General features: G+C 61.8%; 22 protein-coding genes. 13 read left to right on the top strand and 9 right to left on the bottom strand.

Annotation, left to right across the window (positions count from 1 at the left end; translation table 11 throughout):
• Nucleotides 1-33: 33 nt before the first annotated feature.
• Nucleotides 34-2,037, bottom strand: coding sequence for a sigma-54-dependent Fis family transcriptional regulator (locus VFE81_RS20465; RefSeq protein WP_325046339.1), 2,004 nt, complete (start codon nt 2,035-2,037; stop codon nt 34-36).
• A gap of 417 nt (nt 2,038-2,454) precedes the next feature.
• On the opposite strand from VFE81_RS20465, the gene VFE81_RS20460 reads away from it, so the two are divergent.
• Nucleotides 2,455-2,745, top strand: a complete 291-nt coding sequence (locus VFE81_RS20460; RefSeq protein WP_325046338.1) for a DUF1488 domain-containing protein — start codon at nt 2,455-2,457, stop codon at nt 2,743-2,745.
• Nucleotides 2,746-2,854: 109 nt separating this feature from the next.
• Here the strand turns inward: VFE81_RS20460 and VFE81_RS20455 are convergent, their stop codons facing one another.
• The 6 genes from VFE81_RS20455 to VFE81_RS20430 all read right to left on the bottom strand — a co-directional run bounded on the left by VFE81_RS20455 (nt 2,855) and on the right by VFE81_RS20430 (nt 9,290).
• Entirely contained in the window at nt 2,855-3,388 is a 534-nt protein-coding gene (locus VFE81_RS20455) for a cytochrome b (protein WP_325046337.1), read from the bottom strand.
• Between the two features lie 264 nt (nt 3,389-3,652).
• The gene (locus VFE81_RS20450) at nt 3,653-4,954 is read right to left on the bottom strand and encodes an NCS2 family permease (protein WP_325046335.1); all 1,302 of its coding nucleotides are present in this window, start codon (nt 4,952-4,954) and stop codon (nt 3,653-3,655) included.
• Nucleotides 4,955-5,292: 338 nt separating this feature from the next.
• Nucleotides 5,293-5,553 carry a DUF4148 domain-containing protein gene (locus VFE81_RS20445; protein WP_325046334.1) on the bottom strand — a complete coding sequence of 87 codons (261 nt, stop codon included), beginning with the start codon at nt 5,551-5,553 and terminating at the stop codon, nt 5,293-5,295.
• 139 nt (nt 5,554-5,692) lie between these two features.
• Nucleotides 5,693-6,466, bottom strand: coding sequence for a slipin family protein (locus tag VFE81_RS20440; protein WP_325046333.1), 774 nt, complete (start codon nt 6,464-6,466; stop codon nt 5,693-5,695).
• Complete coding sequence (locus tag VFE81_RS20435; protein ID WP_325046332.1) at nt 6,463-8,151, bottom strand: nodulation protein NfeD; 1,689 nt, start codon at nt 8,149-8,151, stop codon at nt 6,463-6,465. The genes VFE81_RS20440 and VFE81_RS20435 overlap by 4 nt, the downstream gene beginning before the upstream one ends.
• An 83-nt stretch (nt 8,152-8,234) precedes the next feature.
• Nucleotides 8,235-9,290: an AraC family transcriptional regulator gene (locus tag VFE81_RS20430; protein WP_325046340.1), complete on the bottom strand. Its 1,056-nt coding sequence runs from the start codon at nt 9,288-9,290 to the stop codon at nt 8,235-8,237.
• A gap of 296 nt (nt 9,291-9,586) precedes the next feature.
• Between VFE81_RS20430 and VFE81_RS20425 the strand changes: the two genes are divergently transcribed.
• The 11 genes from VFE81_RS20425 (at nt 9,587) to VFE81_RS20375 (ending at nt 21,464) form a co-directional block, all read left to right on the top strand.
• Nucleotides 9,587-10,720, top strand: coding sequence for an acyl-CoA dehydrogenase (locus tag VFE81_RS20425; RefSeq protein ID WP_325046331.1), 1,134 nt, complete (start codon nt 9,587-9,589; stop codon nt 10,718-10,720).
• Between the two features lie 283 nt (nt 10,721-11,003).
• Complete coding sequence (locus VFE81_RS20420) at nt 11,004-12,695, top strand: AMP-binding protein (RefSeq protein ID WP_325046330.1); 1,692 nt, start codon at nt 11,004-11,006, stop codon at nt 12,693-12,695.
• Nucleotides 12,696-12,752: 57 nt separating this feature from the next.
• Entirely contained in the window at nt 12,753-14,270 is a 1,518-nt protein-coding gene (locus tag VFE81_RS20415; protein WP_325046329.1) for a CoA-acylating methylmalonate-semialdehyde dehydrogenase, read from the top strand.
• A 42-nt stretch (nt 14,271-14,312) separates the two neighbouring features.
• Nucleotides 14,313-15,227 (top strand): 3-hydroxyisobutyrate dehydrogenase, encoded by a 915-nt coding sequence (mmsB, locus tag VFE81_RS20410; RefSeq protein ID WP_325046328.1) that lies wholly within the window; start codon nt 14,313-14,315, stop codon nt 15,225-15,227.
• Nucleotides 15,224-16,042 carry an enoyl-CoA hydratase gene (locus tag VFE81_RS20405; protein ID WP_325046326.1) on the top strand — a complete coding sequence of 273 codons (819 nt, stop codon included), beginning with the start codon at nt 15,224-15,226 and terminating at the stop codon, nt 16,040-16,042. Before mmsB ends, VFE81_RS20405 begins: the two co-directional genes overlap by 4 nt.
• Nucleotides 16,039-17,187 carry an enoyl-CoA hydratase/isomerase family protein gene (locus tag VFE81_RS20400; protein ID WP_325046325.1) on the top strand — a complete coding sequence of 383 codons (1,149 nt, stop codon included), beginning with the start codon at nt 16,039-16,041 and terminating at the stop codon, nt 17,185-17,187. The genes VFE81_RS20405 and VFE81_RS20400 overlap by 4 nt, the downstream gene beginning before the upstream one ends.
• Nucleotides 17,188-17,380: 193 nt before the next feature.
• Nucleotides 17,381-18,961 carry a helix-turn-helix transcriptional regulator gene (locus VFE81_RS20395; RefSeq protein ID WP_325046324.1) on the top strand — a complete coding sequence of 527 codons (1,581 nt, stop codon included), beginning with the start codon at nt 17,381-17,383 and terminating at the stop codon, nt 18,959-18,961.
• 289 nt (nt 18,962-19,250) lie between these two features.
• A complete protein-coding gene (locus VFE81_RS20390) occupies nt 19,251-19,433 on the top strand; it encodes a CsbD family protein (protein WP_325046323.1) in 183 nt (60 codons plus the stop codon).
• A gap of 81 nt (nt 19,434-19,514) precedes the next feature.
• On the top strand, nt 19,515-19,757 hold the full coding sequence (locus tag VFE81_RS20385; protein WP_325046322.1) for a CsbD family protein: 243 nt from the start codon (nt 19,515-19,517) through the stop codon (nt 19,755-19,757).
• A gap of 140 nt (nt 19,758-19,897) precedes the next feature.
• Nucleotides 19,898-20,983, top strand: coding sequence for an AI-2E family transporter (locus VFE81_RS20380; protein WP_325046321.1), 1,086 nt, complete (start codon nt 19,898-19,900; stop codon nt 20,981-20,983).
• Nucleotides 20,984-21,176: 193 nt separating this feature from the next.
• A complete protein-coding gene (locus VFE81_RS20375; RefSeq protein ID WP_325046320.1) occupies nt 21,177-21,464 on the top strand; it encodes a hypothetical protein in 288 nt (95 codons plus the stop codon).
• Between the two features lie 240 nt (nt 21,465-21,704).
• On the opposite strand, the gene VFE81_RS20370 is transcribed toward VFE81_RS20375, so the two are convergent.
• Both VFE81_RS20370 and VFE81_RS20365 read right to left on the bottom strand, forming a co-directional pair.
• Nucleotides 21,705-22,754 (bottom strand): helix-turn-helix domain-containing protein, encoded by a 1,050-nt coding sequence (locus tag VFE81_RS20370; RefSeq protein ID WP_325046319.1) that lies wholly within the window; start codon nt 22,752-22,754, stop codon nt 21,705-21,707.
• Between the two features lie 758 nt (nt 22,755-23,512).
• Entirely contained in the window at nt 23,513-24,154 is a 642-nt protein-coding gene (locus VFE81_RS20365) for a CGNR zinc finger domain-containing protein (protein WP_325046318.1), read from the bottom strand.
• Nucleotides 24,155-24,222: 68 nt separating this feature from the next.
• Here VFE81_RS20365 and VFE81_RS20360 point away from each other — a divergent pair, with 68 nt between their 5' ends.
• Nucleotides 24,223-25,134 (top strand): EamA family transporter, encoded by a 912-nt coding sequence (locus VFE81_RS20360; protein ID WP_325046317.1) that lies wholly within the window; start codon nt 24,223-24,225, stop codon nt 25,132-25,134.
• Nucleotides 25,135-25,525 lie beyond the last annotated feature (391 nt).

Below are 25,525 nucleotides of genomic sequence, written 5' to 3'. Positions count from 1 at the left end.
AAGCCCCCGAGATTTCCGCGCACATCTGCACGTTCAATGCGTACCGCTCCGGCGCAAGTACCGATACACCGTATTGCGTGCCAGTCCCAACTCGCGGGCGGCTGCGGATACATTGCCGCTGTGCCTGGCGAGCGTTTGCGTGATCAGCGTGGATTGCCACTCGTCCATACGGGCAGGCGATGCCGACGCGTCGGCCGCGAGCGGGGCATCGTCACCTGCACGGACAGCGTCGAACAGCGTTGGAGCGGCATCGACCTGCGCCTTGCCGCTCGTGCGGTCCTGACTCATACAGTCCTGCAGAAAATCCTCCGGCAAATCCTCGAGTTCGATCTGCTCCGCGCCTTCGGCCATGATGCTTGCGGTGCGCAGCACGTTAGCCAGTTGCCGCAGATTGCCCGGCCAGCGGCATTGAGCAAACCGTTCCAGCACCTCGTCGGACACGCGGCGCGGCAAACGCTCCCCATCCGGCTGCAATTCCAGCATGCGCTCGACGAGCGCAGCCAGATCGCTACGCTCGCGCAGCGCCGGCAAGGTGACGACGAGTCCGTTGATCCGGTAATACAGGTCTTCGCGGAAGGTGCCGCCTTCGATCATCGCGCGCAGATTGCGGTGAGTCGCGCAGACAATGCGCAGATCGACCGGAATCCCTCGCGTGCCACCGAGCGGCACGACAGTGCGTTCCTGCAGCACGCGCATCAGGCGCACTTGCTGGGCGAGCGGCATATCGCCGATTTCGTCGAGAAAAAGCGTACCGCCGTCGGCCTGCACGATCTTGCCGACGCTGCCGCGTTTCTTTGCGCCGGTGAAGGCGCCGTCTTCATAACCGAACAACTCGGCCTCGATCAGCGTATCGGGCAACGATGCACAATTCAGCGCGATAAAGGGCGCGGCCCGCCGCGGCGAGTCGTGATGGATCGCGCGGGCCAGCCACTCCTTACCGGTGCCGGTATTGCCGAGTACGAGAATGGGAATGTCGCGTCCGCGCAGCTTGGCGACACGCCGCAGGATCGCGGAGACTTGCGCGTCGCCTGTATCGAGCGTTTCGAGTGTGGCGAGGGGTGCCGCTTCGCAGGGCCGAGCCGCGGTACGCGTGCTGCCGGAAGTGGCCGTACGCGCCGCATCAGAAAAGCCTTCTGCCGAAGCACCCGAAGCAACATAGCGCGGTGCCGCAAACTCGCCGCGTGCGACCACGCGCACGCCGCTTGGCAGCGTCAGCACGATGCTTTCGCCGGGTGCGCGGGCGATCTGCTGCAACACCCTGGCAAAGGCGATGCCGAACAGGGCGTCGAACGGTTGCCGGACCAGGTCGGCAAGCGGCTGACCGAATTGAAACAGCGCGCTGCGATTCGCGGACAGAAAAGTGCCGTCCGGCGCAAACGCGGCGAGCCCTTCGTACAGCGTGCCGATGAATTCCGAGCGTGCGTGAAAGTGGATGCGAATGGCATCGACGAATTGATTGGAGAACAGATGATTTTCGATCATCTGCGCCGACATCCGCACGAGCGCGAGCGTGTGCTTGTGGAAGCCGCGCGTGTCGCCGCTGACATCGAGCGCGCCGATGGTGCGCCCGAACGGATCCGCGATGGGCGCGCACGAACAGGTGAGGATCCGGTTCGCGTGCAGGAAGTGCTCGCCGGCGTGCACGACGGTCGGTTGCCCGTCGATCAGGGCAGTGCCGATCGCGTTCGTGCCGCGATCGGCTTCGGCCCATGACACGCCCGGACACAACGCGACGCGATTGGCTTTTTCGACGAAATCGCTGTCACCGAGACTGTGGAGAATCACGCCGTGATTGTCGGTGAGCAGCACCATGCTTTGCGTGTCGACGATCTGCGCGTGCAACGTCTCCATGACGGGGAGCGCGTGGGTATAGAGCGACTGATTGCGATCGACGAGTTCACGCAGCGCGAGGCGGCGCAGCGGATGAAAGTCCGGCGTTTCCGACGCACGCAGGCCGACTTCGAGCGAGCGGGCATGAGCTTGCGCGATGACATCTGGCCGACCGATGGCGGGCGGCGTGGCAGGACGATGGATCAAAGCATGTCTCCGGTTATCGGACCCGGCGAGTGCGTTGCCCGCCGTTGCGTTCCGCAGCGCAACATATGCGTCTGCGGCCGAACACCGATATTACAGGACGAAGCAGAACCCAGGCGAAAGCCGCGCGGCAGCAAAAAACGGGGTCGCTCTGACGAGGAAAAACGCCCAAAAATACTGCGTCGGGCACCAAAATCGAGCAAACAAAAAGGAAAACTTGCGCAGCGCCCGAACTCGTCTACAGTAAATCAAATCACCTCCGCGCGGCGCGAACTGTACCGCCGTCGGCGTCGGCGGGTGACGACCCCGCGCCACCAGCATTCGACAAGGAGGGACAAGCGCTGCGAGTGCGACCAGACTCAACCAGCGTGCGCAGTACCAATCGACCATGCGCAGCACCCAACCTTTAGGTGAACTCCCATGCAGATCCTATTCCCGAACGAAACTCCTGAATATTCAGGTCGCGAACTTACCTTGGCGTTCCCGGCGATGGTTGACGGGCTAAGGGTGGAGTGCATGATCACGGCCGAGGCGCTGGAAGATCACTTTGGTGCCGCATCGCCGCGTCTGGAGGACATGGTCGGCGCATTCGACGCGCACCGGACCCGGATCGAAGCTGCGACGAGACGTCTGCTATCGGAAACGAGGGCGCAATGTCTGGTGCTGAGGAGCGGCTACGTGCGTTTCTACGAAGCGAACTGGCGCAACTGAGCGTACCCCGCGCGGTTAAGCGAATCCGCGCGGCTGCAAGTTCAAGATGCTGCGAGCGCAAGCGCCAATGCCGCATGCGCTAAAGACTGGAAGTGGGTCGAATAGCCGATCAAATCATCCGCCGCAGCGTCCGATCCTTGAACACCACGTGATGCGCAATCGCCGCAAGCGCGTGCAATCCGATTACCCAGTAAAACGCATTGCCAAGCCACTCATGCGCGGTCTTGAGTAATGGCCGCGCAATCGGATCCGCGCCGATCAGGGTGTAATTGAGGTTGACCCAGGCCAGCGTCACCGGATGTCCACCGGCATTGATCATCAGGATGCCGAGCAGCGGCTGCGCGAAGATAAAGACGTACAAGGCAAGATGTGCGGCCCGTGCCAGAAACGCGAACAGCCGATTACCTTCCATTTCCGCGGGCGCGCCTGCCCATAGCCGCCATACCAGGCGCAGAACCGACAGTCCCAGCACCAGGGTGCCGGCCCAGAAATGCACGTTGCTCCAGAAGGCCCGGCTATCGGACCCTTTCGGCCCGCGTATTTCGATTGCCAGATAAGCGAGCGCGACCAGCAGAAAGATCGCCCAGTGGTAGAAGATGGCGGGCGTCGTATAACGGTCCGAGGCGCGGCTGTAGGGCGACATGCAGGGAACTCCTGTGACCAGTTCGTTGGTTTTTATCAATCATCGGATGATAAAGGGTGCCCGACCGGAACGGGCGCCTTCAATAAAACGATTGTTGATCCAGACCGAACCGTGGCCAAACACGTCGACGCTGCCGCGGTGCTTTCAGCCAGACTGAGACGCATGGCGTGGCGCGGTGATTGCCGATCGCAACGCCACGCCGCGTCCTGTTCCGTGCTTTCGCGTCAGGCGCGGCCGCGCTCGCCGCCGCGCTCGCCGCCGCGCTTATTCGCTGCCGAGGTAGAAATACCGGAAAAGGAAAATCGCCGCGATGATCCACACCACCAGTTTCACTTTGCGCGCCTGTCCAGTCAGCAGTTTCAGGCCGGCATACGAGATGAAACCGAATGCGACGCCATTGGCGATCGAGTAGGTGAACGGCATCAACAGTGCGGTCAGTGCCGCCGGCACGACTTCGGTGGCGTCGTCCCACGGTAGATCGAGCATTTCGCGCAGCATCAGGCACGACACGTACAGCAGGGCCGGCGCCGTCGCATAGCCCGGCACCACGCCAGCCAGCGGCGCGAAAAACAGCGCCAGCAGGAACAGCACGGCAACCGTGATCGCCGTCACACCCGTGCGGCCGCCGGCCTGCACGCCCGACGCGCTTTCGATATACGCCGTGGTCGACGACGTGCCCAGCATCGAGCCGGCCAGAATCGCCGTGCTATCGGCGAGCAACGCGCGGTTCAGCCGAAACATCTTGCCTTCGACCAGCAGCCCGGCGCGATTGGCCACGCCCATCAGCGTGCCGGTCGCGTCGAACAGTTCGACGAGGAAGAACACCAGGATCACGTTCAGCACGCCGCCGGAGAGCGCACCGCGAATGTCGAGCTGGAACAGCGTCGGTGTGATCGACGGCGGCGCGGAGACGATGCCGTGGAATTGATTGCCGCCGAAGAAAAAGCTCAGCACTGTCACGCCAACAATGCCGATCAGGATCGCGCCGCGCACGCGCAGATAGTCGAGCGTGACGATCGCGAAGAAGCCGACCACGGCGAGGACCACATGCGGGTTGTGCAGGTCGCCGAGTGTGACGAGCGTGGCGGGATTGCCGACCACCACACCTGCCGACTTCAGCGAAATGATCGCGAGAAAGAGGCCGATACCGCCGGTGATCGCAATGCGTATCGAATGGGGAATGCCGTTCACGATCACTTCGCGCACGCGAAACAGCGTGACGATCAGGAACAGGCAGCCGGAGATGAACACCGCGCCGAGGGCGGCTTGCCATGTGAAGCCCATGCCCTTCACAACGGTGTACGCGAAGTACGCGTTCAGGCCCATGCCGGGCGCGAGCGCGATCGGGTAGTTGGCGTAGAGGCCCATGATTAGCGAGGCCAGCGCGGCCACGATGCAGGTCGCGACGAACACCGCGTCTTTCGGCATGCCGGCGTCACCGAGAATTGCCGGGTTGACGAAGATGATGTAGGCCATCGTCAGGAAGGTGGTGAGCCCGGCGAGCACCTCGGTGCGCAGGTTGGTGCCGGCGGCTTCGAAGCCGAAGTATCGTTTTATGGAGTCCATGAGGCGGGTCTCTCGTTGTTCAAAAAGCGTTTCTTGTGGTTGATACGGGCTATGCGCAGCAAATAAACGGGCGACGGTGCCGTCCGACACGGCACCGGTCCGCCACGTGGCCAAGCCTACCGGCGGATTGTAATCATGATTGGCGGCCGCGAACCAACCGTGTTGCGTAACTGTGGGGGTTGCCGAAGGGGCGAGATGATACCTTGCCTGCGCGCGGGGCGGCGCGGCAAGCGGATTTACGATGTTGCGGCGGGGAGCGGTGGAGAACGACGGAGAACGGCTGGTTGCGGGGGAGTGGGATAGAGGGGCCTGGCGCGCCAGGCCCCGAACGTGCCTGATTACTGCGTCATGCTCCCACCCATCTGCTGCGCCCGCCGCGCGGCGACGATGCGGCCCGCGCGTTGCGCGTTGTCCGGATAGTCGATCCAGTCGAGTGGATCGTAGCCGGCGGCACGCCATTCAGCCAGATCGGCTCTCACCTGGGCACGCGTGAGTGGCCCCGACTGGTCGTAAGGCCGCACTGAGGTTTGCGCAAACGCGGTGCTCATACTAACGGCGGCTAACAGCGCGCCGAGTCCAACTAAAGAAACGATCTTCATGATTAGCTCCCATGGAGCGGTAAAAAACGACCCTTAGATTTTAGTTTTCGCATGCATTTCGAGTAAGTCGATTGAAGGCAATGCACCGTTTCATCCAGTGATCCAATGTGTCCCCAGTTGAACCGGCGCGATCCCCGATTCAGGAGGTCGACGGCTTGCTGAAGCGTTCCAGCACCGCGCTCAGCAGATCGATCGGCAGCGGAAATACGATCGTCGAATTCTTGTCGGCGGCAATCGTCGTGAGGGTTTGCAGGTAGCGCAACTGCATCGCCTGCGGCTGTTTCGAGAGGGTCTGCGCCGCTTCCAGCAGATGCTGCGAGGCCTGCAATTCGCCTTCCGCGTGAATCACCTTGGCGCGCCGTTCGCGCTCCGCCTCGGCCTGGCGCGCAATCGCCCGGATCATCGTTTCGTTGATATCAACGTGCTTGATCTCGACGATCGATACCTTGATGCCCCACGCGTCGGTCTGCGCGTCCAGCACTTTCTGGATATCGGCGTTCAGTTGCTCGCGGTCGGCGAGCAGTTCATCGAGTTCGTGCTTGCCGAGCACCGAGCGCAGCGTGGTTTGCGACAACTGGCTGGTCGCATCGAAATAACGCGCCACCTGAATTACCGCTTTTTCCGGATCGACGACGCGGAAATACACCACCGCGTTGACCTTCACCGAAACGTTGTCGCGCGTAATCACGTCTTGCGGTGGCACGTCGAACACGACGGTGCGCAAATCCATGCGCACCGCCTGCTGCACGATCGGAATGATCAGCACGAGGCCGGGCCCCTTGACCTTCCAGAAGCGCCCGAGCATGAACACCACACCGCGTTCGTACTCGCGAAAAATCCGTATCGATGAAGCAATCAGTGCCGCCACCAGCAGAATCAGAATGCTGCTGAAGCCGAATGTGAAACCGATCATGAGCGTTCTCCTTGTTGTAGTGCTTCCGCGGGCACCACGGTCAGCGTCAGTCCGCGCCGCGCGGTGACGCGCACCGCGTGACCGGCCGCGACCGGGGCCGTGCTGGACACCCGCCAGCGTTCACCCTGCACCTGAGCCCAGCCGGCCAACGTGCCACCCGCTACGGCGTCCCCCTGCAGCAGGCCACCGTCCGGCAGCAGGCCATCGTCGAGCACGACGCCGAGACTGCCGATCAGCCCTTCCGAGCCGGTCACCACGGGCCTGCGTCGCGCCCGCAAGGCGAGTCTCGACACACCGAATACGAACACGACGCTGAACACGACCACCGCCGCGATCAGGGGCAGCGGAATGCCGTAGCCGGGCACGTCGGTATCGATCAGCATCAGCGCGCCGATCACGAACGCGACCACACCGCCGAAGCCGAGCGAGCCGAAGGTCGGCAGAAACGCCTCGCCAATCAGGAATGCGACGCCGAGAAAGATCAGGCCGAGTCCGACGTAGTTGACCGGCAGCATCTGCATCGCGAAGAGTCCCATCAGCAGACTGATGGCGCCGACCACGCCCGGCAGCACGAAGCCCGGATTGGCGAACTCGAAGAAGAGGCCGTACATGCCGATCATCAGCAGCACCAGCGCGACGTTCGGATCGGTGATGACCGCGAGGAACTGGCTGCGCCAGTCGGCTTCGAGCGTGACGACGGGTGCGTTGGCGGTGCTGAGCTTGACGTCGCCGTGGCTTGTGCTGATCGTGCGGCCGTCCACCTGGCGCAGCAAATCGGGAATGTCGCGCGCATTCAGATCGACCACGTGCTGCGCGAGCGCTTCGCTGGCCGACAGGCTGACGGCCTCGCGCACGGCGCGCTCTGCCCAGTCGGCATTGCGTCCGCGCATTTGCGCGAGGCCGCGGATGTACGCGGCCGCGTCGTGGACCTGTTTGCGCAGTTCGGTGGATTGGGTGTCGAGCGGAAGGGCGGCACTGGGCGCGGACGCAGGGGCGGACGAGCTTGCCGTGTTCGCTGAGGTGGCTGAGGTGGCTGAGGTGGCTGAGGTGGCCACACCGGTTGAGTTCACCGACCCGGCCGAGGCGGGCATTGCAGGCTCGCTCTTTTGGGCGCCAGTGCCGCTTCCGCCTCCCGTGCCCGGCAGGCCTGGCATACCGCCGCCGCCCGCAGGCGGCTCCGCACCGCCGATACCCATCTGGATCGGCGTCGCCGCGCCGAGATTGGTGCCCGGGGCCATCGCCGCAATATGGCTGGCGTAGACGATATAGGTGCCGGCGCTCGCCGCTCGCGCGCCACTCGGGGCAATAAAGGTGGCGACCGGTACCGGCGAGCCGAGAATCGCCTTGATGATTTGCCGCATCGACGTATCCAGTCCGCCGGGCGTATCGAGTTGCAGCACCGCGAGTTGCGCGCGGTCGTCCGCGGCGCGTTGCAGGCTGCGCACAATGAAGTCGGCGCTGGCCGGGCTGATCGCGCCGTTCACCGGGATCACGATAACGCTATTCGGTGCGACGGCGGCCTCGGCGCCCCAACCCTGCGGCGCGGTTTCGCACAACGCGAATCCAAATGCCAAAAGCACGCCGCACGCGGTCATGCCGCGCATCAACCGACCCACGCCCGGGCCACGGATAAGCGCAGGGCGCGGACCAGACTGCCGGAACGGGAGACGTGGAAACGTGCTCATCGCTGACGGCTGCCGCGCCATGCCGACGGGTATCGGCCGACGCGGGCCGATACCCCAAAAAAGGCTGGCCTGCTCCTTACAGCTTAGTCCGATTCCGTGCGACGCGTGAAATCCGCACGCGCTGGCCGGTAATCGCTCGGCCGCATGCCGGTCCACTTGCGAAACGCGCGATGAAACGCGCTCGGCTCGGCAAAACCCACGGCGGTGGCGATGTCGGCGATCGTGCGGTCGGTGTTCTGCAGTTCGCCGATGGCGATGTCGCGCCGCAAGTCGTCCTTGATTGACTGATACGTATAGCCCTCCTGCTTCAGACGCCGCCGCATCGTAGCTTCGGCGACGTGCAGGCGCAGCGCCATCTGGTCGGCGGCGGGCCAGCCTGCCATGGGCAACGCGCGCAGCATCTTGCGCACCCGGGCCGCGAGCGAGCCGGGATTACGGTATTTGACGATGAAGCTGCCGGGCGCATCACGCAGGAACGGCTTGACCGACTTCGTCGTCTGGATCACCGGCAGGTCGAGAAACGCCGGCGACAGATCGACGTACGACCCGGCTTGATCGAACGTCATGTCGTCGCAGAACATCAGACGGTATTCATGCGCGGCAGGCGGCTCGGCGCAGCGAAAACGCGCCTCGATCAATGGAATGCGCCGTCCGACCAGCCAGCACAGCAGGCCGTACACGACGATAAAGTAGGTCGCGTAAGCGAACATGGCCGGCGGCCTTGTGCCCTTACGTTCGACGAATCTGAGTCGCACGCGCAGTGCATCCGTCTCGATCTGTGCGCCAAGATCGTCCAGCACGAGCCGCATGAAGCCGACCGCCCGCGTGAGCGCTTGCGCGCCGTTACGCGCGCTCAGCGCCATCTGTGTCATCGCGATGAAGCTGCCGCTTTTCATGCGGTGCGAGTCCTGGCCGAAGAACTCGTCGTCCAGCGCGCGGGCGATGCCAGCCCACAGCGCGCCGTACTGCGCCGACGAGACCCGGCTTTTCGGCGACGCCAGCATCGTTGCCGCAATGCCGGCGGCTTCGGCGAGCGGCAGCGCCTCGAAACCGCGAGCCCGCGCCAACGCCAGGGCCTCCTCGACCAGACTGACGGAAATCGTGCCTCTATCGTTCTTGAGGTTCTTGAAGTTCTTCATGTTTTTCATGACTATCTGGCAAACGCGCTCAACATTTTCTTTGTGGCGATTCGCTAAGCCTTTGAAAACGCGGCGTGAGCCAAGGCTTCATGATACCGGTATGGCAAATGCGCTCAACCAGAATGATCGGGCTGAGCATCGAACCTGCCCGGCAGCTTCCCTACACTTGGGCTGAACCGATTGCGGGAACGCATCGCCAGGAGACACCACGGCGAGGCCAACCATCCCCGCGATGAGTCGCAGATGACGAGGCCGCGCCTCACCGCTGCGACTCGATGCACATAACAGGATCAAGCATGGACAGCTTCTATACCGACGAACAGCGGATGATCCGCGCCGCCGCCCGCGACTTCGCCACTGAGCGCCTCGCGCCACACGCCGGGCAGTGGGATCGCGACGCGAAGCTGCCGGCGGAAGTCGTGACGCAAATGGGCGAGCTGGGTTTTCTCGGCATGATCGTGCCGTCCGAGTGGGGCGGCTCCTATACCGACTACGTGGCCTATGCGATCGCGCTCGAAGAGATCGCCGCGGGCTGCGCCTCCTGCGCCACGCTGATGAGCGTGCATAACTCGGTCGGCTGCGGGCCGATCCTGAACTTCGGCACGGAAGCGCAAAAGGACCGCTATCTGCAAGACCTCGCGACGGGACGCCGCATCGGCGCGTTCTGCCTGACCGAGCCGCAAGCCGGCTCCGAGGCGAACAATCTGCGCACCCGCGCGGTGCTGCGCGACGGCAAATGGATTCTCAACGGCAACAAGCAATTCGTTACAAACGGCGCGCGCGCCAGTATCGCGATCGTGTTCGCCATTACCGATCCCGACCGCGGCAAGCGCGGCCTGTCAGCCTTTATCGTGCCGACCGATACGCCGGGTTTCAACGTCGGCAAGCCCGAGCACAAGCTCGGTATTCGCGCCTCGGACACCTGCCCGATCTCGCTCGACGATTGCGCCGTGCCAGAAGCCAATCTGCTCGGCGAACCGGGCGAAGGCCTGCGTATCGCGTTGTCGAATCTCGAGGGTGGCCGCATCGGTATTGCAGCGCAGGCGGTCGGCATCGCGCGGGCCGCATTCGACGCCGCGCGTCTCTACGCGAACGAACGCATCCAGTTCGGCAAGGCGCTGAAGGATCATCAAACGATTGCCAACATGCTCGCTGATATGGCGACCCGCCTGAATGCCGCGCGTCTGCTCGTGCATCACGCGGCGCGGCTGCGCACGGCGGGCAAGCCGTGTTTGTCCGAGGCGTCGCAGGCCAAACTGTTTGCATCGGAACTCGCCGAGGAAATCTGCTCGAACGCGATCCAGATTCACGGCGGCTATGGCTATCTCGAGGACTACGCGGTGGAGCGCCATTATCGCGACGCCCGCATCACGCAGATTTACGAAGGAACCAGCGAGGTGCAGCGAATGGTTATCGCACGCCACGTTTAAACGCAGGTTAGACGGCGTTTGAGCGCAAAATAGCCTGCCAGCAGAGCGAAAAGCAGAGCGCATACCGCGCCACAAACATGAGATCGGAGTAAGTGCTTTGCATGGGACCAGACAGAGTAACGCACTAAAGTGCGAACTCTGGTCGACAGCTAAAGCGCTAACTCAGATCGACAGCGGTGCATGGGATCGGCGCAAGCGCTAAAGCGCTAACTCTGATCGACAGCGGTGCATGGGATCAGAGTAAGCGCTAAAGCGCTAACTCTGATCGACACAGGAGACGACAATGACTGCAGCGAAGGGTTTTCTCGAAGCGCGTGACCTGTTATTGCGCCATCGAACCGATTACGACCGCGCTTACCGCGAATTCGCGTGGCCGGCGCCAGGCGAGTTCAACTGGGCGCTCGACTACTTCGATGTGATCGCGCGAGATAACGACAACCCGGCACTGTGGATCGTCGACGATCTGGCAAGCGACGGCTTGCGCCTCTCTTATGCGCAGATGTCAGAACGCTCTTCACGCATGGCGAACTTCCTGCGTGGCCTCGGCGTAGGGCGCGGCGACCGATTGCTGCTGATGCTGCCAAACCGCGTCGAACTTTGGGACGTGATGCTCGCGGCCATGAAGCTCGGCGCGATCGTGCTGCCGGCCACCACCCAGCTTTCCGCCGACGACGTGCGCGACCGCGTGCAGATCGGCGGCGCGACTTTCGTGGTGGTCGATAGCGCGGAGCTGGCCAAGTTCGACGCACTCGACGTGCCGCTCACACGCATCTCCGTCGGCGCACCGCTCGACGGCTGGATCGACTTCGCCGCGGCCTATGATGCATCGCCGCAATTCACACCGGACGGCGTCACGCAGTCCACCGATCCGTTGCTGCTGTATTTCACGTCGGGGACCACGTCCAAGCCGAAGCTCGTCGAGCACACGCACCAGAGTTACCCGGTCGGCCATCTGTCGACGATGTACTGGATCGGCCTGCAACCCAACGACATCCACTGGAATATCAGCTCGCCGGGCTGGGCCAAGCACGCATGGAGCTGCTTCTACGCGCCGTGGAATGCGCAGGCCTGTGTGTTCGTTTTCAACTTTCCGCGCTTCGTGCCGAAAGACACGCTTGACGTGCTGGTGCGTTTCAATGTCACGACGCTGTGCGCACCCCCCACCGTGTGGCGCATGCTCGTGCAGGAACATCTCACCGACTTTCCGGTGAAGCTGCGCGAGATCGTCGGCGCGGGTGAACCGTTGAATCCGGAGATCATCGAGCGCGTCAAACATGCGTGGGGTATCACGATTCGCGACGGTTTCGGCCAGACTGAAACCACCTGCCAGATCGGCAACCCGCCGGGGCAACCGGTGGTGCCGGGTTCGATGGGCCGTCCGCTGCCGGGCTACAAAATCGCGCTCCTCGATGCGGATGATCAACCCGCCACCGAAGGCGAAATCTCACTGCCGTTGGCCGAACGTCCGCTCGGCTTGATGACCGGCTACGCGAACAACGCCAATGCCACCGCGCAAGCCATGCGCAACGGTTTCTACCACACCTCCGACGTCGCGTTGCGCCGTGATGACGGTTACTACGTCTACGTCGGCCGCTCCGATGATGTTTTCAAATCGTCAGATTACCGGCTGAGCCCGTTCGAACTCGAAAGCGTGCTGATCGAGCACGAAGCGATCGGCGAAGCAGCCGTGGTGCCGAGCGCCGATGCGCTGCGTTTATCGGTGCCGAAAGCGTTCGTCACGGTGCGCCAGGGCTACGAAGCCGGCCCCGAACTCGCACGCGCGGTCTTCGCGTTCTCGCGCGAAAAACTCGCACCGTACAAGCGGATTCGCCGTCTGCAATTCAGTGAATTGCCGAAAACCATCTCCGGCAAGATCCGTCGCGTCGAATTGCGACGCCGCGAAATGGAGCGTGAGGCCGAGCCCGCGCGCCTGCCCGGCGAGTATTGGGAAGAGGACTTCCCGGATCTGCGTTAATCAATTTTTCCCAGTCACTGTCCGGCCGCTATGCGGCCACTGCACAGGAGTTCCAGCATGAGCGCAATTGCTTCGAACAAGGCCGCCTCCGTCAAGCTGCTGATCAACGGCGAGTTCGTCGAATCCAAAACCAGCGAATGGCGCGACATCGTCAACCCGGCGACGCAAGAGGTGCTCGCACGCGTGCCGTTCGCCACCGCCGATGAAGTGAACGAAGCGATCCGCTCGGCGCACACCGCATTCAAGACGTGGAAGGACACGCCGATCGGCGCACGCATGCGCATCATGCTGAAGTACCAGGCGCTGATTCGCGAACATTCGCCGCGCATCGCCAGGACTTTGAGCGCCGAGCAGGGCAAGACGATTCCCGATGCCGAAGGCGATATCTTCCGTGGGCTCGAAGTGGTCGAGCACGCCTGCTCGATCGGCACCTTGCAGCAGGGTGAATTCGCCGAGAATGTGGCGGGCGGCGTGGATACCTACACGTTGCGTCAGCCGATCGGTGTATGCGCGGGCATCACGCCATTCAATTTCCCTGCGATGATCCCGCTGTGGATGTTCCCGATGGCGATCGTCTGCGGCAATACGTTCGTGCTGAAGCCTTCCGAGCAGGATCCGCTGTCGACCATGCAACTGGTCGAACTGGCGCTTGAAGCCGGTGTGCCGAAGGGCGTGCTGAATGTCGTGCACGGCGGCAAGGACGTGGTCGATGCGCTCTGCACGCACGATCTGGTGAAAGCGATTTCGTTTGTGGGCTCGACGGCGGTTGGTACGCATGTTTATCGTCTCGGCAGCGAGCACGGCAAGCGCGTGCAATCGATGATGGGCGCGAAGAATCACGCGGTGGTGCTGCCCGATGCGAATCGCGAGCAGACCTTGAATGCGCTGGCTGGCGCAGGTTTTGGCGCGGCGGGACAGCGTTGCATGGCGACTTCGGTGGTGGTGCTGGTCGGTGCGGCGCAGCAATGGCTGCCTGATCTTGTCGCCAAAGCGAAGTCGCTCAAGGTCAACGCGGGCAACGAGCCGAAGACGGACATCGGCCCGGTGGTCTCACGTGCAGCGAAGCAGCGCATTCTCGGCCTGATCGAAACGGGCGTGAAAGAGGGCGCCACGCTGGCGCTCGACGGTCGCGATGTGAAGGTTCCGGGCTACGAGCAAGGCAACTTCATCGGCCCGACGGTGTTCACGGACGTCACGACGGAGATGGAAATCTACCGCCAGGAAATCTTCGGCCCGGTGCTGGTGGTGCTGAATGTCGCGACACTCGATGACGCGATCGCGCTCGTCAACAGCAATCCTTTCGGCAACGGCGTGGGTCTCTTCACGCAAAGCGGCGCGGCGGCCCGCAAATTCCAGAGCGAGATCGACATCGGCCAGGTTGGCATCAACATTCCGATTCCCGTGCCGGTGCCGTTCTTCAGCTTTACCGGCTCGCGCGGCTCGAAACTTGGCGACCTCGGGCCGTACGGTAAACAGGTTGTGCAGTTTTACACGCAGACCAAAACCGTCACCGCCCGCTGGTTCGACGACGATACCGTCAACGACGGCGTCAACACAACCATCAGCCTGCGCTGAGCGTTGAGGTCTAATGCTTTGCATGGGATGGGAGACGACATCATGAAAATAGGCTTTATCGGACTCGGCAACATGGGCGCGCCGATGGCGCTCAACCTGCTCAAGGCGGGCCACGCGGTCAACGTATTCGACCTCAACGCACAGGCCGTGCAGGCACTCGTCGATGCGGGCGCCAAAGCGGCAGGTTCGCCGAAGGCCGCGGTGACCGACGTCGAATGTGTGGTGACGATGCTGCCCGCTGCCACTCACGTGCGCAGCGTGCTGATAGCGGATGACGGTGTTTTCGCCGGCATCGCGGCAGGTGTGACGATCATCGATTCGAGCACCATCGATCCGGCGAGTGTGAAGGCGTTTGCCGAACTTGCCGAGCAACGCGGTAATACCTTCGTCGACGCGCCCGTCTCGGGCGGCACCGGCGGCGCGGCCGCAGGCACGTTGACCTTCATGGTCGGCGGCAGCGCGAGCGCGTTTGAGCAGGTCAAGCCAGTGTTGTCGGCGATGGGCAAGAACATCGTGCATTGTGGCGAGACCGGCACCGGGCAGATCGCGAAGATCTGCAACAACCTCGTACTTGGCATCACGATGGCAGGCGTGGCCGAGGCGATGTCGCTGGGCGAGGCGCTCGGCATCGACTCGAAAGTGCTGGGCGGCATCATCAATACCTCGACGGGGCGCTGCTGGAGTTCGGACACGTACAACCCGATGCCGGGCGTGATCGAAACCGCGCCGTCCACGCGCGGTTATACCGGTGGCTTTGGCACGGATCTGATGCTCAAGGACCTGGGCCTCGCCACCGACGCCGCGAAATTCGCGCGTCAACCGGTGTATCTCGGCGCGCTCGCGCAGCAGCTTTATCAGACGATGAGCACGAAGGGCGCGGGCCGTCTGGATTTTTCGGCGGTGATCAAGCTCTACCGTCAGGACAGCAAGGACGCCAGGGACGGAGACGCGTCATGATCGAACTTGACTACCTGCACGACGGCGCCGTCGCGCAACTCACGCTCAAGCGACCACCCGCCAACGCGTTCACGCCCAAGGGCTTGTTGCAATTGCAACAGACTGTCGAGCGCCTGAACGGCGAGGCGCACGTGCGCGCGATCGTGATTACCGGTGACGGCCCCAAGTTCTTCAGCGCGGGCGCCGACCTGCACACATTCGCTGACGGCAATCGCGAGGTCGCGCGGACGGCGGCGACACGCTTTGGTGCGGCGTTCGAGACCTTGCAGAACGCGCGGCCGGTGGTGATCGCGGCGATCAACGGCTACGCGATGGGCGGTGGGCTCGAATGCGCGTTGGCCTGCGATATCCGCATCGCCGAGCAACACGCGGTGATGGCTTTGCCCGAAACGGCGGTGGGCTTGCTGCCATGCGGCTGTGGCACGCAGACGTTGCCGTGGCTGGTCGGCGAAGGCTGGGCCAAGCGGATGATTCTGACCGGTGAACGCGTCGATGCAGCGACCGCATTGCGTATCGGTCTCGTCGAGGAAGTGGTGGAAAAGGGCGCGGCGCGCGAGGCGGCGCTGACGATGGCGGCGCGTGTCGCGACATTGAGTCCGCAAGCGGTCGGCTTCAGCAAGATGCTGATTCACCAGGGCCGCAACGGCGTGCCGCGTTCGGCGGCTCTCGCGGTGGAACGGGAACGCTTTGTCGATCTGTTCGATGGCGCTGATCAGCGCGAAGGCGTCAATGCATTCCTCGAGAAGCGGGCGCCACGCTGGCAGGCGACGCAAGCTGGACAGGCAGGGAACGCTGAGCCGAGGATCCATCGATGAGCGCCTTGCAGAGCGTCTCGCTCGATGCGAGCGTGGAAGCGGAGCGCGAGATTCTGTTTCGCGTCGTCAACCGCGTGGCGATCATTACGCTGAACCGGCCGGCCGCGCTCAATGCGCTGTCACACGCGATGGTGCGCGAGCTTGCCGTACTGGTCGAACATTGCCGTACCGACGACGGCATCGTTGCCCTCGTGCTGAAAGGCGCGGGTGCCAAGGGTTTTTGCGCCGGCGGCGACGTGCGCGAAGTGCACCGACTCGCGAAGAATGGCGACAGCCGGTGGCTTGCATTCTTCGTCGACGAATACCGGCTCGACTATGCGCTGCACACGTTTCCGAAGCCGGTAGTCGCCTTGCTCGACGGTATCTCGATGGGCGGCGGCATGGGGCTCGGCCAGGCGGCGCGGCTACGCATCGTCACGGAACGCAGCAAGATCGCGATGCCGGAGACGCGTATCGGTTTTCTGCCGGACGTCGGCGCGACGCGTTTCCTGAGCGTGATGCCGGCGGAGATCGAACTGTATGTCGGGCTCACGGGCGTGACCTTATCCGGCGCCGATGCGCTGCGCCTGCTACTGGCGGACCTGTGCGTGCCGGCGGAGTGGCTTGGCACGTTCGAGGAGCGCCTGCAGCGCATGTCGCACGCGGGGGACTTGATGACGGCATTGCGCGGGGTATTCGAGCCGCCGTGCAACATCATCCCGCATGCTGCATTGGGGCCGTTTACCCAGCTGATCCTGAGACATTTCGACCGGCGTTCGAGCATCGAGCGGATCGTCGCGACGTTGCGCCACGATCTGGAGCGCGAGCCGCCGCGCGAGGTGAAGCAGTGGCTGCAATCCGCCTACGACGCGATGACCGGACACTCCCCCACGATGCTGTACGTCACGCGCGAGGCGCTTCTGCGCGGCCGGCAGATGACCTTGGCCGAGTGCTTCCGGATGGAACTGGGCATCGTCAAGCGGGTGATCGAAGAGGGCGATTTCTGCGAAGGCGTGCGGGCGCAGTTGATCGACAAGGATCGCAAAAGCCGGTGGGCGCCCGCGACGCTCGCGGAAGTGCGGCCGGAACGCGTCCGGCATTTTCTGGCGTCGCCGTGGAAGAGCGAAACGCATCCGCTGTCTGCATTGGGCGCCGAAGAACGCTGAGGTAACCAGCGCCTGCCGTGCCGTATGACGCGGCGGCGGGCGCGGCGGCGGGCGCTTATCGCCGCCAGGTCCCCCGCACCTGGTGCAAGTGCACCAGAGCGCCTGGTGCATTGGCTATTGGCGCGGCGGCGCGATTTGGTCCATTCTGCGGTCTGGACAGGCTCTCGTGTGCGCTCTTCGCGTGCCAATACTAATGACCGCAACAACCCCCATCGCACCCTCCCCACCGGTGCAATCCAACGGTTCAGACGATCCCCAGCCGCCAGCCGACGACAAAGTCCTACGTACGCAGACCGACCGTCGCCAGTTGCAGCAGATCATCACGGGGCTGACGGAGGGCGTGATCCTCATCGAGCCGGACCAGACCATCGTCTGGGCGAACCAGGCCGCGTTGGAGATGCACGGCATCACCGAAGTCGCGCAACTTGGCGCGGACGTCACCGAATACCGCGAGCGCTTCCGGCTGCGTTACCGCAACAACCATCCGCTGCCCGAGGGCAGTTATCCGATCGAACGCGTGGTGGCGGGCGAGTGTTTCAGCGACGTGGTGGTCGAGGTCTTCCCGGCCCATGACGACGAGGTGAACTGGGTGCATCGTGTGCGCAGCCTCGTGCTGACTAACGCCCGCGGCGAGCCCGATTGTCTTGCGCTGATTCTGCACGACGCGAGCGAGTGGGCGAGTGCCGAGAAGCGCTTCGAAAAGACCTTCAACGCCAACCCCGCGCCGGCCGTCATCTGCCGCCTCAGCGATCAGCGCTACATCAAGGTCAATCAGGGCTTTCTGGAGATGACCGGCTATGTGCGCGAGGACGTGATTGGCCGCTCGGTGTACGAACTCGACGTTTTCGAAGGCGCGGAAAAGCGCGAACTCGCTATCGAACGGCTCAGCGAAGGATCGACCATTCCGCAGATGGAAGCGCTGCTGCGCTTACCCGAAGGCGGCAACAAGTTTGTGGTGGTGGCGGGCCAGCCGATCGATATCGGCGAAGAAGCCTGCATGCTGTTCACCTTCATGGACCTCGAACCGCGCAAGCGTGCCGAGAGCGCGCTGCGGCAGAGCGAGGAGCGTTTCGCGAAGTCGTTCCGCATGACGCCGGTGCCCACCGCGCTGTTCGTCGCCGGCGATTACATGACGCTCGATATCAACGACGCCTTCACGGCGACCACCGGCTTCTCCTCCGAAGAGCTGCTGGGCAAACAGTTGGACCAGAGCGGCCTGTGGAACGGCGACGCGTGCGCGCGGATCAGCGAGGCGCTGACGGAGTCCGGCAGTCTGCGTAACATCGAATTCAAGGTGAACAACCACGCGGGCGACGTGCTGAACTGTCTCGTGTCGGCCGAAGCGGTCAGCATCCATGGCAAGGATTGCGTGCTGATGACCCTGCTCGACATCACCGAGCGCAAGCGCTCCGAAATGGAATTGGTGACAGCGATCGAAACCGTCATGCAGGACGCCTCCTGGTTCAGCCAGACGCTGATCGAAAAGCTGGTCAACGTGCGGCGCGCGAACGCGCCCGATGCCGGCGGCCATTTCGCTGATCTGACCGCGCGTGAGCGGGATGTGTTCTCCTGCCTGTGTGCAGGCCTCGCGGACAAGGAAATCGCCAGAGAGCTGGGCCTCGCGCCGAACACGGTGCGCAACCATGTCGCCACGATCTACGCGAAGCTCGATGTACATAGCCGGAGCGAGGCGATCGTATGGGCGCAGACTCGTGGTCATTTTGGCCTCACGCCCGCCAAAGCGCCGCGCCGCAAGGGTTCGAAGACGGCTTAGGTATTTTCCTCTTGCATATTCCTTATGGGATTCGCGGCCGGGAACGAACCGTGCTGCTGAGCTTCGACTGAGCCGACGCGGCAGGCGTCGAAACGGGGCGATTCGCGGGTTCAGATGCGGTGATATGCGGTTCAAATGCACCAGGCGATCCGGTGCATTCGCGCCTGTCGGCAGGGGCGGTGAACCGGGACAATGAAATCCTGCGTCGAGTGTCGGTGTGGATGGACTCACGCGGCTCAGGCATTGCGCGCTCGACGTCTTTTGTACGCAACCTTTCAAGGAAATCATCATGGACAAGAATCGGGTCGAAGGTGCAGCGAAACAGGTCAAGGGCTCCGTGAAGGAAGCGATCGGCAAGGTCACCGGCAACCGGACGACCCAGGCCGAGGGAGCGGCCGAAAAGCTGGCCGGCAAGGTGCAGTCTAAAGTCGGTGAAACCGCGGATGCGGTCCGTGATCGCGTGAAGCGCTAACGAAGCAGCAACGAAGCAGCAACCGTAAAACGCCGGCTACAGCCGGCGACTGCGTGCTCATTCTGTTCAAGGAGAACATCGATGAATTCAAACCAGTTCGAAGGAACCGTGAAAGATGCGACGGGCAAGGTGCAGGACGCCGTCGGCGGCTTGACGGGCGACGTCGACCTTCAGGCCGAGGGCAAGGTCCGTCAGCTTGCCGGCAAGGCACAGGCGAAGTACGGCGATAGCGTCGACCACGTCGCCGAAACCGCTCGCAACAATCCCATCGGCGCGCTGTTGATCGCGGTCGGCGTCGGATTTCTGCTGGGCAAGCTGATGTAAGTCCGCGGTGCGCTACGACGCCTGGTGCGCCGCCTACCGGTGCGCGAGGCGCGTCTCTTTAGCCCTGCGGGCGCCTTAGTTGTCCGATGATTCCGGCGCGTTCGAGGCGCCGGATCTCGTCGTTTGTTCGAGGAAAGTTCATGCTGGGATTCGACGTCTGTACAGCCCGGAAAGTCTGGACTGCGTTTCTGATCGCGCTGCTGCTGTTCATTCTCTATACCGCGTCGTCCACCGTGCTGGTGGTTGTGTTCGCGGTCTTCTTCAGCTATCTGATTTACCCGATGGTCGATCTTGTCGACCGCTTCCGGCCGCGCCGCGTGCCACGGGTTGCATCGATTGCGCTGGTGTTCGTCGTGGTGGTCGCGGTGATCGCGGTGGCGGGTTCGCTATTCGGCGTGCAATTGCAGGATCAGGCTACGCATCTGTTCGCGCAGTTGCCTGAATTGATGAAGTCCGATGTGCCCAATCGCTTTCCGCTGCCGCATTTTCTTGAGCCGTTGCGCGAAAGGATTGTGGATTTCGTGCGCGGCCAGATCGAGACCGGTTCCGACAAGGCCGTGCCGATGGCGCGTAGTGTCGGCCTTGGCGTGGTGCATGCAGCGAGCAACCTGATCTACCTCGTGCTGATTCCGATCCTGAGTTTCCTGCTGATCAAGGAAGGTCCGCAGATGCGCGATGCGTTTCTTGATTTGCTGACGGACCGGCATCGCGTGTTGTGGGCCGAGATCGTCACGGATCTGAATGTGCTTTTGTCGAAGTATGTGCGGGCGCTGTTGTTTTTGTCGCTTGCGACGTTGATTTGTTATGGGGTGGTTTTTTCGTTGCTTGGGGTGCCGTATGCGTTTTTGCTGGCGGTGAGCGCAGCGCTGCTGGAGTTTGTGCCGTTTGCCGGGCCTTTGGGGGCGATTGCTATTACGCTTGTGGTGGCTGTGTTTAGTGGGTATTCACATTTGCTCTGGCTGGTGATTTTTATCGCGTTGTATCGGTTGTTTCAGGATTATGTGCTGAATCCTTATTTGATGAGCGAAGGGGTTGAGGTAAGCCCGTTTCTTGTTATTGTCGGATTGCTGGCTGGGGATCAGATTGGAGGTGTGGCGGGGATTTTTCTGGCGGTGCCGGTGATTGCCATGTTGAAGATTGTTGTTGGTCGGGCCAAGGGGTTTTATTCGTCTTCGCGGGATGAGGCGGAGAGTGTGCGGCGGCCTTTGACTGCGGACGCTGATTAGTGAGGCCGGTTGAAAAAGTGGACGCCAACATTCCGTAAAATTGAGGAATGGAGCCCGAGATAGTAATCTGTCCAACTACCTCAGGCGCGGGAGCCCGCGAACTTTTAACCGCGGAAAGAGGTTATCGATTACGACCGGCGAATCCATGCTTTGTCTTTTCGAATCCCGATTAGCCTGAGTATCGGAGGTAATCATGAAATGCGGGTACCGTGGGTGGATCATCGACGCGACTCCGGATTTCTCCCTTGGGAAATTCTTCGCACACGCGCGACTGGTCCGCGTTTCGGCTGATGAAGAAGTTGATGGTGAAATGCATATCGAGCGTGATCTTTCGTACTTCGATACGGAGGACGAGGCGATCGAAGTCGCCCAGCAATGGGCGTTTGCATGGATCTGCGAGCGCGACGGCAGCGGCAATGATACGCAGGACGAGACGCCATCATCCCGGAGCGACATTCCGGAAGCAATTCCATCCAGATGAAATGCCGGATGCGCCGCGATCGGACAGAATTATTCGCGTAGTTCACGACGGTAGTGGTGTTCGGGTTGATCTGGACATTTTGGCCCATCCGGCAGGATGGGCCGCCTCCAACAACGTCACGGTCGACGCTGTTTCTGTCATCGACGTAAGAAGCGACGTGCACGCTGTTCGCGCTGCGCGCAGCGACTCCATGTTGTTGCTGCGGCCACACGACGCGACGGCCAGGACCAGAAGAATTGATCAGCTTCGACGTCTTGTAAGCAGGTCTGCCACCCCGGCACGGGTGGCGATTTCCCAGATATATCCCCGTGAATACTCGATTCCCACATGCCGATGAAGCACGGCGTGCAAACGGGCGTTTGTCCAGTGATCGCCGTCTATCCCGTGTGCTCGCGGCGACTCCTTGACCGTGGCGGCAACCCATCCCAGCGTTCCATCATTGATCGTCAGGCGTTTCTTCTCCGTGCGCTGCTTCGGTGGCCGCATCCTGTGCTCCAGGCCGAGCTTCCCGACGAGCGTTCTCACATGTCCGCTGGAGTGGTAAACACCGAACCTCTCCTTGATCAGCTTTTGAACATCCACGTTTCTCCAGAGTTCGGATTCGTAGCCGTGGGCCATGGGGCTGCGCTCCAATGCCGCCCGTAACCATGCAAGAGCTTCGGGGCCAAGTGTCGCTTCCCGTCCGGATGATCTGATCTGTTCGACAGCCTCGACTCCGCCAGCAACTGTCATTGATCTGTATTTCGCAACCGTCCGCTCACTGACGTTAAGCGTCTTTGAGACGCGCTCGACACTGGCTCCATGCAGAAGCATCTTTGCAGCCATCTTTCGGCGCGCGGCATAGACGTCGCTTTGCGACTTCTGGGCGATCATAGGCGACGCCTTTTCTGAAATTGGGTAAGTAAGCCGGTGTGCGAGGCCATAACCCCGAACAAGGTAGCCAACATGCGAAGCGGAAAACTGGACTCCGAAACGCCGAAGGATCAATTCGCGCAGTTGGTTTTTGGTCCACGTCGGCCCTGGATAGCCGTGAAGGTCTGGCGAGTGCTTGATAGCGCTGACGAGCCAGCTTTGCGAAGCATCATCCAGTCGCGGGGCATTTCCATGGATACGAAGGCGTGCAAGAGCTTCAGGTCCACCTTTTTCTATCAGGGCCTTGTACTTGCTCACGGTCGGGAGACTCAGCCGGGCCTTCCTGGATACGTCGCTAATACCTTCACCATTCAACAGAAGCTCGGTGGCGAGAACCCTACGCTGCACGAGCGGAACATCGTCGATCTGTTTGCTCATCGTCTGTGAAGAAGTGAATTAGTGGTCCACGCCGCTTTGGAGGCCGCCAAATTTATACCCGATTTTCGACAGATTTCGGGGCGGGACGTTGGGCCGCCTCCCGGTCAGACGCATTCCTGGCCGGCGCGAAACTCCGGCTTCAGACCCACTGCGCGGGGTAAGCGCACCTTGCAACATCGTACCCGGAAGGCTGGGGAAATAAAGAGCGGCTCCACTGACCTGGTGTCGGGACGCCGCCTGAATCCGATGATCCTTTGGCGCCGGCGCGCGACGCTTGCGTTTTTGTGGATTTACAAATTCGAAAATTTCTTACAAAACTGCTCACCGGTTGACATCCGTTCTCTCTTTTTGTTAGTCGCAGACGCACCGCAGCACTTACGTGCGCTCAAATTTTGCACCGGAGAATTGCGACCTGCGTACATTACGCCGGTGTACTGAAGGAAATCTTAAGATCCCGGAAAACCTGATGAACCTTGAACTGGGACACGTTGTTGGCCGATGTCTCGCGGGAAAACTGACGGCGTTGCCATGGCCACAGCTCGCGCAGCGTATGCACTTGAACTGGCGCGAGGGCGCTCATCTATCAAAAGTGCGAAAAGTGCGCTGAAACTCGCGATTTTCGCAACTGCTCAGCAGAAGATCTGCTGTGGAGGGCCAGTTTGCTTCGCGCGGGGGTTAAGGGCGACCGGTGAAAGAAAAAGCAGAAAAGCGCAAGCGAGTCTGCCGGCGAAGGCGTTGATGTTGTTTCTGGAATGTTGCTACTCTTGCTTCGCAGCACGCCCATGCAAATAATGGCGGCGCGCCTTTGCACGGTTCCCGCAGTCGCCCATCGAGCACCAGCGCCTGTTCTGCGCGCGACTTTCATCCAGAAATAGCCATCCGCAACCGCGTTCGTCCTCGCACTGCTTGATCTTGTGAATTCGTGGCCCGGTCAACAAGGCAACAGCGGAGACCGCTATCGGTCTGAGCACGGCCAAGGACCCGGTAGCGTTCCCGTCACTTGTCCAGAGACATTTCTCGCGCTGGACCAGCAGTCGAGTCCCCGAAGAACCCTCGCTCAGTGCATGCGACACGATGTCCAGATCCGTTTCTGCGACGGGTTTGCACAACGCCAGGTTAATCAGCGCGCGATAGATCGCCTCCCGCAGTTTCAAGGCGGCCTGGTGGTCACGTGCCGCCAGGGTCGGGACAAGGCGCCATTGCGATGCCAGCGCGCGCAGGAAGCCTTTTTCAAATAGTTCAATAGTAGCTAACCAGGCCAACAATGCGGCAGGAGAAGACATTCGTTCCTCCGGCTGGGTGCTTATGCGCCATGCGACGGTGTTCACAAACTGGATAGCAAAATCTTCGCTCCCGGGCGAAGCCCGGTGACGTTGCATTTCTTCAATTGTCGTAGCCAAGCAGATCCCCTTGCAAATCGCTATGCGAAGTCTAACCTGTTAACAGGTTAGACGAACCGGAGAACAATATGCGGACCCGACTGCTAGCGGCATTTGGCGCGATATACCTTCTGTGGGGATCAACCTATCTTGCTGTCTCTGTCGGGCTGCGCTCCTTTCCACCCCTTGCGCTGATGGGCGTTCGCTGCCTGGCAGGTGGAGTGATTCTGCTCGCCTGGGGACTTCTGCGGGGACAATCATTTCCACCCTTGAAGCTGCTATGGGCGGGAGTGGGCTGCGGTCTGCTGTTCTTCGTCGGATGTCATGGAGTACTTGCGATGGCGCAGCAGCACGTACCATCGAGCACGGCAGCCATCATTCTGGCGACCATTCCGTTCTGGATCGCGATATCGCGCTTTCTGTTGCCCGGAGAGCGCCGACCACCCGTTTCTACCATTCTGGCGCTGGGTGCCGGCTTCATCGGCGTCGGCATAATCGCATGGCCCGCTCCATCTTCGAACATCCATCAAGCTGCTCCAGGATGGATAGTGGCATTACTTGCAGCAAGCATTTCCTGGGCGCTCGGTACGAACCTCTCGCAGCGGCGAAAGGGAAACACGTCCGCGATCACCCTCGCGGGCGTCGAATTGCTGGCAGGCGGCCTGGTCCTCGCCACGTTATGTGTGTCCACGCATGAATTGGATGATTTTCGAATGGAGGCGATTTCCCTGCAATCCCTGGGCGCGCTTGCTTATCTGACCGTCGCCGGCACCGTCATTGCCTTCGCCGCATACATCTGGTTACTCGAACAGGTGGACCCAACATTGATAGCCACCTATACATTCGTGAACCCCGTAATCGCTGTGGTGCTTGGCTGGGTTTTCCTCAATGAACAGCTAACGACCAGAATGTTTGCCGGAGCGCCACTTATTATCGGAGCGGTCTGCGCCGCCTGGATGATCGACCGCAAGCGCGCTGCGCCGCACCATCAGGGAATCTAGCCTCTATTCGCGGCCGGAGGCGCGGCACGAAAGAACGACGCGGCGGCATCCCGGTCACCTGGCGCGGACGAATGCTCGTGGCCGGAAACAGTAGATGGAACGCCTCTGGCTTCCAGTATGTCGAGTCCGTCCACAAACCCGGGAGCCGCTCGCCGCTTCTCGATGTATCTGTCGGTCCCCGGCGAAGCGTGGGAATCGGATCGACAAGAGCATGGCCTTCTCTGGTCCGCTAGGTGGAAAGTGCCCGAGCGGCGAGTCGTTACGGCGTCAAACAGCGTCGGACGGCGAAATGTTGGCGCGTAACGTGTACCGGTTGGTATTTCACAGCTCGCTGGACCGAAAGATAGCGGTGAGCTGGCGAGTGGTCAGGCAGGATATCGAACTGCTGAAC

Source organism: Paraburkholderia sp., assembly GCF_035656215.1.
GTDB lineage: Bacteria > Pseudomonadota > Gammaproteobacteria > Burkholderiales > Burkholderiaceae > Paraburkholderia.
Note: the sequence above shows the minus strand (reverse complement) of the source record. Positions and strands in the feature narration are given on the sequence as shown.